The 12,167-nt window shown below is 43.3% G+C and carries 8 protein-coding genes; 7 read left to right on the forward strand and 1 reads right to left on the reverse strand.

Annotated features, from left to right (window positions below; translation table 11 throughout):
• The first annotated feature begins 48 nt into the window (after positions 1-48).
• The 7 genes from DWW10_RS12960 (at position 49) to DWW10_RS12990 (ending at position 11,878) form a co-directional block, all read left to right on the forward strand.
• Positions 49-2,334: a TonB-dependent receptor gene (locus DWW10_RS12960; protein WP_022393505.1), complete on the forward strand. Its 2,286-nt coding sequence runs from the start codon at positions 49-51 to the stop codon at positions 2,332-2,334.
• Between the two features lie 41 nt (positions 2,335-2,375).
• Positions 2,376-4,565 carry an alpha-galactosidase gene (locus DWW10_RS12965; protein WP_022393504.1) on the forward strand — a complete coding sequence of 730 codons (2,190 nt, stop codon included), beginning with the start codon at positions 2,376-2,378 and terminating at the stop codon, positions 4,563-4,565.
• Between the two features lie 358 nt (positions 4,566-4,923).
• A complete protein-coding gene (gene vgrG / locus DWW10_RS12970; RefSeq protein WP_022393503.1) occupies positions 4,924-6,699 on the forward strand; it encodes a type VI secretion system tip protein VgrG in 1,776 nt (591 codons plus the stop codon).
• A gap of 48 nt (positions 6,700-6,747) precedes the next feature.
• Positions 6,748-7,050 carry a PAAR domain-containing protein gene (locus DWW10_RS12975; protein ID WP_022393502.1) on the forward strand — a complete coding sequence of 101 codons (303 nt, stop codon included), beginning with the start codon at positions 6,748-6,750 and terminating at the stop codon, positions 7,048-7,050.
• Between the two features lie 210 nt (positions 7,051-7,260).
• Positions 7,261-7,788 (forward strand): methylated-DNA--[protein]-cysteine S-methyltransferase, encoded by a 528-nt coding sequence (locus DWW10_RS12980; RefSeq protein WP_022393501.1) that lies wholly within the window; start codon positions 7,261-7,263, stop codon positions 7,786-7,788.
• A 366-nt stretch (positions 7,789-8,154) separates the two neighbouring features.
• A complete protein-coding gene (locus DWW10_RS12985) occupies positions 8,155-10,923 on the forward strand; it encodes a substrate-binding domain-containing protein (RefSeq protein ID WP_118422060.1) in 2,769 nt (922 codons plus the stop codon).
• A gap of 67 nt (positions 10,924-10,990) precedes the next feature.
• Positions 10,991-11,878, forward strand: a complete 888-nt coding sequence (locus DWW10_RS12990; RefSeq protein WP_118422059.1) for a PfkB family carbohydrate kinase — start codon at positions 10,991-10,993, stop codon at positions 11,876-11,878.
• 34 nt (positions 11,879-11,912) lie between these two features.
• Here DWW10_RS12990 and DWW10_RS12995 read toward each other — a convergent pair whose 3' ends face one another.
• Positions 11,913-12,101 (reverse strand): hypothetical protein, encoded by a 189-nt coding sequence (locus DWW10_RS12995; RefSeq protein ID WP_007664451.1) that lies wholly within the window; start codon positions 12,099-12,101, stop codon positions 11,913-11,915.
• Positions 12,102-12,167: the final 66 nt, after the last annotated feature.

A 12,167-nucleotide genomic window follows, 5' to 3' on the forward strand; every position in this document is an offset into this window, starting at 1 on the left:
CCGTCCGATCCTTTGGCAAAGAGTTTAATTTTAAATCCTATTAATATTATGAAAGTAAGTCTCTTTTCTTATGTCGTATCGGCAGCTTTGTTATTCGCTACTACTGCGATAGCAAATAATCCGGTGGAGAATGACACCATCAGTAGTAAGAAGACGGAAGGAAGTGAACGCAATGTGATGCTGAATGCTTTGGATGCTAACAAGCCTCGTGAAATCCAGATCGGACTTCCCAGTGAAGATGTGAATGTGTATGAGAACGGATTACCCGCCGTATATTCTTCGGCTGTGCACAAGTTGGCTACTCACTGGCGCAGCGATGCCAGCCTGGGTGAAGTCGGATTAATGACACCGTCCGAATCTGCTATTGCTACCGGAAATATTGCTTATTCTGTAAATTCTTTCTCTAAATTAGGACAGAAGGAGTTTAAGGGAGTCTTGAATTATCATACCAATCACTTCGGATGGCAGAATGTGGACATGAATGTGTCCGGTGGCATCGGAGATCGTTGGTTGTATACGGCGAGTATTTATCAGAATTTCGATCCGGGTAGTTTCGCCCCTAAGTTTGAAAACTTCAGTGACCGCACCCAATTGTATCATGCCGGACTGACCCGCCTTTTCAATAACAATCGTGGAAAATTCTCCGTCATCTATAAATTCTCGAAAAGTAATGCACTCGGTTCGATGATTAATGCTGCTCCGTTCATTTATGTGGGAGATGGCAGCGTAAAAGAAATTCCGGGGTTCAAGTTGGGGACTTCTTCATATGCTCCCGAAGGCGGACGCTTTCAATATATGGACGTTATGGATGGAAAGATGAAGAGCGGGCGCTTTGGTGACTTCACGGGGAATAGAGCGCATGAAGTAGCTATGCTGTTTGATTATACTTTCCGTAATAATCTGAATTGGACATTCAATGCCAAGTTTATGAATGCTCCCGAAGCAAATTATGTAGATTTCGGCGGTAGTAATATCAGTGAAGCAACTGAGGAAGATGGCCTTTTTCTGGATGGTTCGAAAAATGCCTATACCGGATTGGTGGAAGGTAGACGTACCTGGTTGCACCTTGGAAAGGTGAAGAATGTATTGCTAACCTCTGAGTTGAAAAAGAAAGTCGGTAACCATGATGTACGTCTGGGGTTGAATGAATGGTTTTATCATATGGATTATCACTCTTCTTCTTTTCAATGGACGGGAACCGTCACCGAATATCCGCAGATACTGAACCGGGTGGAAGCTGACGGAAGTACCAGTAAATTCAGAGGGTTCAATGAACTGAGCCCGGAGTACACGAAAGGGACTGAGAACAAACTGGCTGCTTACTTTACGGACAACTGGCAGGTAAGTCCGAAATTCACAGTCTACTACGGGGCTCGCTTGGAATATTATCGTATGTCTGCCGACCAGATTCCTTACAGCCGTTATTCTGGTTTCCATATTGGTGATACCCATGAATATACGGACAATGAAGGGAATGTGCTTTCTACTGAAAAGATACAGCCGCATAAAGTGGTAAAAGATAAGTTGAATTATGCTGCAACGGCACAATTTACTTACAAACTGACCAGGAACTTCGGGCTTACTGCCGATGGAACTATTGCTACCCGTTTCCCGCGCATTAATGAATATGCAGGAACCGGCCCAACTGAGGAACAGTATAAGCGTGTGACCATCCCTTTGTTGCGTGGTGGATTATTCTATCAGAATGACTGGATAAACCTGACTTCTATGATTACCTATATCTCCAAGTCGAATAACATAGACCAGCAGAATGTAACCAAGCCGGGAACAACGCAATCCAAGACCACTTTGCTGATTTACGATATCAAGACATTGGGCTGGACTACTTCTGCTGAAATCAATCCTTTTAAAGGTTTTCATCTGCATGCTCTGTTCACTTACCAGAAGCCCACTTATAATAACTACTTCATTAAATCTCCATTTGAAGGAGTGCCCGATCTGAATGCCAACGGTAATATTGTGAAGGAAATTCCCCAAGTATTGGCTGAAATAGATCCCAGTTATAACATAACGCCCGATTTACGTCTGTGGCTTAGCTTCCGTTACTTTGGTAAGACATATGCCAATCTGACCAATGCCCTCTATTTCAATGGTCGCTGGGAAACTTTCGGCGGCATCAACTGGAAAGTGAACAAACATCTCTCACTCGGTGCAACGGTAGTGAACTTCCTGAATCAGAAAGGTGCCAGCGGCACGATTAATGGTGCCGAACTGTTGGGTAAGGAAGAAGCAGGCAAGTTTAAAGACCATTATATGAGTGGCAACTATTTGCGTCCGTTTACGCTGGAATTCAGTGCAAGTCTTTCATTCTAATTTTAATTAATATATTTTTGTAACTAAATTGATTGTATACCATGAAAAATTTACTTGTAACCCTTTTTGCATGCGCTACTTTATCGTATACTCATGCAGCGGAAAACAAAACGATCCGCATTTCTACGGACAACACTGACCTGGTGCTTCAGGTAGGCGATAATGGTCGTCTGTACCAAACTTATTTAGGTGAGAAACTACTGCATGAACAGGATTTGAATAATTTCAGCTGGAGTATCCATGCAGGTGCCGATGGTAGTGTAAGCCGGCGTGGTTGGGAAGTATATAGTGGTTCGGGTAATGAAGATTACTTTGAACCGGCCATTGCTATCACTCATAACGACGGCAATCCGTCCACTATCCTGTATTATGTTTCTTCTTCCTCTAAGGCGGTTGACGGCGGTACGGAGACTGTGATCAATCTGCGTGACGACAAGTATCCGGTAGATGTCACTCTGCATTATGTGGCTTATCCGAAGGAAAACGTTATCAAGACCTGGAGCGAAATCATACATCAGGAGAAGAAACCTGTAATGCTTTCGACCTATGCCTCTACCATGCTTTATTTCAATAATTCAGCTTATTACCTGACTGAGTTCAGCAGTGACTGGGCAAAGGAAGCACAAATGAGCAACCAACAGCTACAGTTCGGTAAGAAAGTGATCGATACGAAGTTGGGGAGTCGTGCCGCCATGCATACGCATCCTTTCTTTGAAGTGGGGCTGGATCAGCCGGTCAGCGAAAATCAGGGAAGTGTATTGATGGGTACATTGGGCTGGACCGGTAATTTCCGTTTCACTTTTGAGGTAGACAATGTAGGAAACCTTCGCGTAATCCCTGGCATCAATCCTTATGCTTCGAACTATGAGTTGAAACCGAATGAAGTGTTTACTACCCCTGAATTTATCTTCACTTTAAGCAATGACGGTGCTGGGAAAGGTAGCCGGAATCTCCATGAGTGGGCACGTAACTATAGTTTGAAAGATGGTAAAGGCAGTCGTCTGACTCTTCTGAATAACTGGGAAAATACAGGCTTTAACTTTAACCAGGAGATACTGGCTGAATTAATGAAGGAAGCCAAACATCTGGGTGTAGATATGTTCTTATTGGACGACGGGTGGTTTGCGAACAAATATCCCCGTAAAAATGATCATGCAGGTTTGGGAGACTGGGATGTGAATCATAATAAACTGCCCGGTGGTATCCCCGCTCTGGTGAAAGCTGCCAAAGATGCAGATGTGAAGTTCGGTATCTGGATTGAGCCTGAAATGGTGAATCCTAAGAGTGAACTCTTCGAGAAACATCCGGATTGGGCGATCATGCTGCCTAATCGTGATACGTATTATTATCGTAACCAGTTGGTGCTTGACCTTAGCAATCCGAAAGTGCAGGATTATGTATACGGTGTTGTAGAGAATATAATGAAAGAGAATCCCGAAGTTGCTTTCTTCAAATGGGATTGCAACAGTCCTATCACCAATATCTATTCTCCGTATCTGAAGAATAAACAGGGGCAGTTGTATATTGACCATGTCCGCGGTATCTATAATGTCCTGAAACGTGTGAAGGAGAATTATCCTGATGTCCCGATGATGCTTTGTTCCGGTGGTGGTGCCCGTTGCGATTATGAAGCACTGAAATACTTTACCGAGTTTTGGTGCAGCGATAATACGGATCCCGTAGAACGTATTTATATCCAGTGGGGCTTCTCCCAATTCTTCCCGGCAAAAGCTATGGATGCTCATGTGACCAGTTGGAACAAGGCGACTTCCGTGAAATTCCGTACCGATGTGGCTTCCATGTGCAAGCTTGGTTTCGATATTGGCTTAAAAGAACTTACTGCTGACGAACTGACTTATTGCCAGACAGCCGTTGCCAATTGGAAACGCCTGCAGAATGCTATTATGGATGGTGATCAGTATCGTTTAGTTTCTCCTTATGAGGGAAATCATATGGCATTGAACTATGTGAGTAAGGATACCAACAAAGCTGTACTGTTTGCTTACGATATCCATCCCCGCTTTCAGGAGAAACTGATGGCAGTGAAATTACAAGGTCTGGATCCGAATAAACAGTATAAAATAGAAGAAATCAATCTGATGCCTTCTGTTACTTCAAAGTTAGGGTCTAACGGAAAAGTTTTTTCCGGTGATTATCTGATGAAAGTCGGTTTGAATGTATTCGGTTTGGCTACGACTCAGAGCCATGTGATTGAGCTTACTGCTCAATAAGTAGATTGCCGATAAAGATATTTTTATAATAAGTGCGCCCACTAAAGCTTTATTTTAGTGGGCGTATCTGTTTTTATGTACCTTCATATCATCAAAAAAAGTATGAAATCGTAAAATTAAGGATGTCCTTTAATCTTTAATCTTCTAAATATCAGTGCTATAAATTATTTATTTTAGTTTATTGATTTTAGAATTCAGATTCCTCCATTTCCCATTATTTTTGTTCTCGTCCATTGAGCTTATACAAATGAATCATATAAAGAGGATGAAATAGTCCGATTTAATAACCTGAACGGTTACAGGAATGTGCCTGACTGCACAAAGATCTTGCTTCCGTTATTAAAAAATAATTAAGATTATGAGTGAATCGCCTTCTGTAAACAAAGACCGCGTACTGACCTGTTCCGTTTATTGTAACGGAAACAAACTGGGAAATGAGTACACCTTGGTTGCTGCTACGGTGCATTTGGAACTGAACCGCATCGGTAAAGCAACATTGAAATTTAATGCCGGAAATATGAATAAGCAGACCTTCGACGAGAGTGATGCCGACCTTTTCAAGCCGGGTAATGCTATCCGTCTGGAAGCAGGCGATATTGACAAGGAAGATATACTGTTCGATGGTATGATTATCGGGTTACGCATCATTACTGATAAAGATTTTCATTCCTATATGTTAGTGGAGTGCCGTGACCATGCCTATTCCGCCACGCAAGGACGTAAGAATCGCATCTTTGAAAAGAAGAAGGACTGTGACATCATTAAAGAAGTATTGTCAGCTTACGGTAGTGTGGAAGTAGACTCCACACCCTATCAGTACCCCACGCTGGTACAGTATTATTGTTCCGATTGGGATTTTGCCCTTTCGCGTGCCGATGCCAATGGCCTGTTTATCTTTACTGATGGTAGTAAGATTAAGGTGAAGAAGCCCGATGTGAGTGCGTCGCCTGTACTGACTGTAACTTATGGTGTCGACTTGACTACTTTTGACCTTGAACTGTCCGCTGATGACCAGTTTACGCAATATGAAGCGATGTCTTGGGATCCCGCCACACAGAAAGCTGTGAAAGTGTCCGCTAGTTCCCCCTCGCTCAATAAGCAAGGGGACTTGCAGCCAAAGAACATTGCCACAGGCGATAGCTTTTTGTTGCAAACTGATGCTCCTACAGACGAGAAAGCGTTGAAGCAATGGGCGGATGGCATGGCATTGAAAGCTGGATTGGCACGTTATCAAGGATCATGCAGCTTTTACGGTTCCGCCAAGGTGGTGCCCGGCTGCATCATCGAACTGAAAGGCTTGGGCAAACGATTCAACGGCAATCTGTTTGTCGGCTCAGTGACGCATATCATAGAGAACAATGAATGGACGACCGAAGCGGGTGCAGGCGTTTCATCCCTGAACATTACTGATGAAACGGATGTGGTATCGCCTTCCGCTTCCGGTTTTTTGCCCGGTTTGCAGGGACTTCATGCGGCAGTGGTAAGGAAACTGGACGGTGATCCGCTGAAAGAATACCGTATTCAGATAGAATTGCCATGGATGGATGGAAAGAACAAGCTGCTTTGGGCAAGGCTCTCCACCATGTACGCCACAAATGCATCAGGTAACTTCTTCCTGCCCGAACCGGATGATGAAGTGGTGGTAGGCTTTATGAATGAAGACCCCGGGCATCCCGTAATATTGGGTGGAATATATGGTGCGAAGCACAAACCGCCCTACGAATACGAGGCCAAGAATAATATGAAAGCCATCGTTACTCGTGAGAAGATGCGGATAGAATTCGATGAAGAAAAGAGGGTGATAACGGTCTCCACTCCTGGAAAAAATACGGTGGTAATCAGTGACGATGACAAGCATATTAAACTGACGGATCAGAACAGAAACGAGATTGTGATGAACAGCAACGGCATTTCCCTTTCGTCTGCAAAAGATATCACACTGAAAGCGAAAGGTGCTATTACAATGGATGCCACTTCGAAAATCAGCGGCATCGCCAAGCAGGATGTCAGTTTGGAAGGATTGAATGTGAAAGTGCAGGCTAAAGTGAGCGCAACCGTTAAGGGTAACGCCACAGCGGAACTCTCAGCTTCGGGCCAAACTACCGTCAAAGGTGCAATGGTTATGATAAACTAATTGACAATGAGGAAATGAAATTTTAATCTTTAACTTTTAATTAAAACTATGCCTCCAGCAGCAAGAATAACCGATATGCACACTTGTCCGATGCAGACCCCGGCGTTTCCCTCGCCGATACCGCATGTGGGCGGACCGATAGTCGGTCCAAGTGTGCAAAATGTTTTGATAGGAAAAATACCGGCAGCCGTCGTAGGTGACATGTGCGTCTGCGTGGGACCGCCGGATACAATAATAAAAGGTTCATCCACTGTAATGATAGGTGGCAGACCTGCAGCTCGTATGGGTGATAGCACCGCACATGGTGGCACGATAGCCGCCGGATGCCCGACAGTGATGATAGGCGGATAAAGGGTAGGAGTATACATTAGGCAATGATACCTTTCCGGGCAAAGGCTGAAACTTTCGTTATGATTATGGAGTCCGTTCCGCGAGTATACTTCCGAAGTGATGAATACGGAAATTGTAGTAGAAATAGTTGTCGCATTTGAGGTAAATACTTACTTTTGTAAACATGTGATAGAGAGGTTGATTCAATAGTAATATATAAATGGTGAGTATATGGAAATGATTCAGGTTCAGTATTATCAATCTCCTTATGGTGAGTTGATACTTGGTTCCTTCGAGGGTAAACTTTGTATGTGTGACTGGGTGAATGAAAAACGCCGGGAGGTAATCGACAAACGACTGCAAAAGGCACTGCATGCCGATTACTGCACGCAAGGTTCTGAAGTAATTGCAAAAGCAATTCTTCAGTTGGAAGAGTATTTCGCCCGCAAAAGGAAGGCATTCGACATCCCATTACTCTTTATTGGAACGGATTTTCAGAAATCAGTATGGCAGGAATTGCTGAATATCCCTTACGGTAAAACCGTATCTTATGGTGAGTTGTCACAAAAACTGGGAAATCCGAAAGCGGTCCGCGCAGTGGCAACTGCCAATGGAGCGAATTCCATTTCAATATTTGTTCCTTGCCATCGTGTCATTGGCAGCAACCATAAGCTGGTCGGATATGCCGGCGGATTGGAAGCTAAGAAGGGATTGTTAGACTTGGAAATTAATCTTTATGATAGATTCATGAACCATTAGTGAAAGCTAAGGAGATTTTCTGTAAGGGTTAAAGACTAAGATAACGAAGGTTAATTCGTCCCCTTATAAGGAACATTGCGTCCCCTTATGGAGGGACGCAATGTTCCTTATAAGGGGACGTAATGTTCTCCATGGTGGAACGCATTAGCCTCCGTAGGCAGAGATACTAATTTCTCCTATTGCTCTATTAAGGTATCCTTGCTTTATGTCTTGAAGGTATTAATATTATGAACACAAGCTTATTTACTCTTTAATTCCGCAACAGGCATTCATGTTATAATTTAGTAGAGTGGAGAGTTTTTTTAAGAAACAGGTAACGATTCCTATGATAATATTTTTATATTTGCGTTACTAATACCAGAAAAGATGAGAAGATATACTTTCCAAATGTTACTTATTCCAATGCTCTCCCTCTTTTGGCTGACTGCTTCGTGTACGCATCGAGATGTGCATTTCCGTATCGGCGTTTCCCAATGCAGTGACGATGAATGGCGGCACCAGATGAACAATGAAATGCTGCGCGAAGCACTTTTCTATGATGGAGTGGAAGTGGATATCCGCACCGTGAAAGACGATAATGCACAACAGATAGAAGATATTCGCCATTTCATTCAGGAAGGGGTAGACTTGCTTGTAGTTGCCCCCAATGAAGCTGCTCCCATTACTCCGGTGGTAGAGGAAGCATTTGATCGTGGGATTCCCGTCATAGTCTTCGACCGGAAGATACTTTCTGATAAATATACTGCTTATATAGGTGCGGACAATTATGAGTTGGGAAAAGCCATAGGTAATTATGTAGCCAATATGCTTCATGGGCGGGGTAATATTGTAGAGATTGCTGGATTGACCGGCTCTACGTCTGCCATGGATCGCCATCAAGGATTTGTTTCTGCGATATCTCCCTATCCCGGTATTCAACTTCTGGCTCGTGAAGATGCCGGTTGGTTACGTTCGGAAGCGGGAGAAAGGATGGACACTCTTTTGAAGCGTTTTCCGGAAATAGATGTGGTGTATGCCCAGAATGACCGTATGGCTGCAGGTGCTTATGACGTTGCTAAACAGCAGGGCAGGGCGGAAGAAATGCGTTTTATCGGTACGGATGCTTTGCCTGGTGAAGGATATGGTGTGGAGCAGGTGCTGAACGGGCAATTGGATGCCACGTTTATTTATCCTACAGGTGGTGACCGTGTGATACAGATTGCAATGGACATTCTGAATAAACGTGATTATCCTCGTGAGACTGTATTGGGAACTTCTGTCGTAGATGCTACCAATGCCCAGATTATGCAGATGCAGACCTCACATATAGCTACTCTTGACGAGAAGATAGAAACCATGAACGGGAAGATGAGTCAGTTCCTCGACCGTTATGCTACGCAGCAAGTTGTGCTATATGGTAGTCTGTTGGTACTTTTATTGGTAGTGGGCTTATTGGTTGCCGTGTATTTGTCTTTGCGTACTAAAAATCGCTTGAACCGGGAACTGTCTCGTCAGAAGGAGAAGTTGGAAGAACAGAAACAGCAACTGACACAACAGAAAGAACAGCTCATTCAGCAGAAAGAACAACTGGAACAACTTTCCCGTGAATTGGAAGAGGCAACTCATGCCAAACTGGTCTTTTTTACCAATGTCTCACATGATTTCCGCACCCCATTGACATTGATTGCAGATCCTGTTAATCAACTTCTTGCCGATAAATCTCTTGGAGAACGTCCGCACCAGTTACTGGAACTGATGAAGAAGAATGTCAATATTCTCCTTCGTCTTGTTAATCAAATCCTTGATTTCCGTAAAGTGGAGAACGGACGAATGGAACTCCATCTGGAGCCGTTCGATCTTTTGAGCAGTTTTCGTGGCTGGAACGATTCTTTCCGCATGGCGTTGTTGAAAAAACATATATCCTTCTCTTTTGAGACTACCCCTGATACGGATTTTCGTATGATGGCAGATAGTGAGAAAATGGAGCGTATCTACTTCAATTTGTTATCTAATGCTGTGAAGTATACACCCGAGAATGGAAAGATTATGGTTCGATTGGAGGCAGAAGCTACTAATTTCCGCTTTTCAGTATTTAATTCCGGTAGCCATATTTCTCCTAAAGAGGTTGATGCCATCTTTGAACGTTTTTATCAGATAGACGGGCATCAGGCTGGCACGGGGATTGGTTTGGCACTTGTTCGTGCTTTTGTAGAGATGCATGGCGGTCAGATCACTGCCCATAGTGATGAAAAAGGGGCGACTTTTACTGTTCTTTTTCCGGCGCAGAGTATTTCTCAGTATCACCCGACGGTGGTTACTCTTCCAAGTGAAGAAGCAGAAGTTTCTACCACATTAGTCGAAACTGATTTTCCTATGGGTGGGGAAGAAACGAGAGATGCGGATCGCCCGACAGTTCTGGTTATCGATGATAATGCTGATATCCGCAATTATGTGAAAACATTGCTTGCCGAAGAATATCATGTATTGGATGCTCCGGAAGCTGCTACGGGAATTCGCCTTGCAATGAAATATGTTCCCGATGTGATTGTGTCCGATGTTATGATGCCCGGTATGGACGGGGTAGAGTGTTGCCGGAGACTGAAGACAGAATTGCAGACTTGTCATATCCCCGTTATCCTTCTTACGGCCTGCTCGCTTGATGAACAACGCATCCAGGGGTATAATGGCGGTGCAGACTCTTATATATCCAAGCCTTTTAATTCCCAATTGTTATTGTCCCGTATCCGGAACTTGATAGACTCCCGTCGTCAGCTTCGGCAGTTCTTTGGTGATAATCAGACATTGGCAAAAGAGAATATATGTGATATCGATAAAGATTTCGTTTCCCGCTTTAAGTCTTTGGTGGAGGAGAAAATGAGAGATCCGGAACTAAATGTGGAAGACTTAGGCAAAGATATGGGGTTGAGCCGTGTACAGCTTTATCGTAAATTGAAATCGCTTACGAACTATGCTCCCAATGAATTGCTGCGCCAGGCACGTCTTAAGAAGGCAACTTCCTTGTTGGCTTCTTCCGAGATGACAGTTGCGGAAATTGCCTATGAAGTAGGTTTCTCTTCTCCTTCTTATTTCACAAAGTGTTATAAAGAACAATTTGGCGAAAGTCCGACGGATTTCTTGAAGCGGAAGAATTTATAGCATAACAGGGGTAGGAAGTGATAATAATTGCCTACTTTTGCAATATCAAAAAGGAATTGAATATTTTATGAAATACGATCTTTGTTGCATTGGATATATTACTTTGGATAAAGTAGTTACTCCGCAGAAAACAGTGCACATGCCTGGAGGAACCTCTTTCTATTTTGCGCATGCCATTAAACACCTGAATACTGAAGGATTCCAACTTGTTACTGCTTTGGCTGATAGCGAGATGCCGGTGGTGAATGATTTGAGAAGAGACGGCATTGAAGTGAAAGTACTTCCCAGCACTCATTCCATTTGCTTTGAGAATATTTATGGAGAAGACACTAATGAAAGAAAGCAGCGGGTCACAGCTAAGGCTGATCCTTTCACAATTGAAGGTTTGCAGGATGTAGATTCCCGGATTTATCATCTGGGCAGTCTATTGGCGGATGATTTTTCATTAGATGTCATTAAACATCTTGCCGGGAAAGGGCTATTGTCTCTTGATGTACAGGGTTATTTGCGCGAAGTACAGAATGAAGAAGTATTGGCGGTGGACTGGCTTGAAAAAGAAGAAGCCTTGAAGTATATCCATATTCTGAAAGCGAATGAGCATGAAATGGAGGTACTTACGCAGTGCACGGATCCTTATGATGCTGCTGTGAAATTGGCAGAATGGGGAGTGAAGGAAGTCTTGCTTACCTTGGGAGATAAAGGTTCACTCATCTATGTTGATAAGCGATTCTATGAAATACCTGCCTATCCGGTAGAAAATGTAGCTGATGCTACAGGCTGTGGAGATACATATATGGCAGGCTATCTATATATGCGTAAAAGAGGAGCATCCTATCAGGAAGCCGGTTGCTTTGCCGCTGCCATGTGTTCTGTAAAGTTGCAGAGCTATGGTCCGTTCGGTGGAACGGAAGAAGAAGTTCATAGCTTAATAAAAAAAGAAAATGCCGTAATTTAATACGGCATTTTCTTTTATATACAGATAGACTTGTCTATTTCAACATCTGTGGCAGATTATCTCTTCCCCAGAAATAATAAAAGATCAGTCCGATCCAGCTGGTGAGCAAAACAAGGATGGCGACTAATAGTTTTTTCACTCCATCTACCTTCCATTTCATAATTTCCAATACGGCTTTGATTGCAAGTATCAAGCCAATAATCCAAATAATAAATCCAATCATAATGTTCGTTGTTTATTAATTTAAAAACAAATAAAGGCTACATCCGGTTCACGGTGCAGCCTTCAT

The sequence above is a fragment of the Bacteroides intestinalis genome (genome assembly GCF_003464595.1).
Classification (GTDB): Bacteria; Bacteroidota; Bacteroidia; order Bacteroidales; family Bacteroidaceae; genus Bacteroides; species Bacteroides intestinalis_A.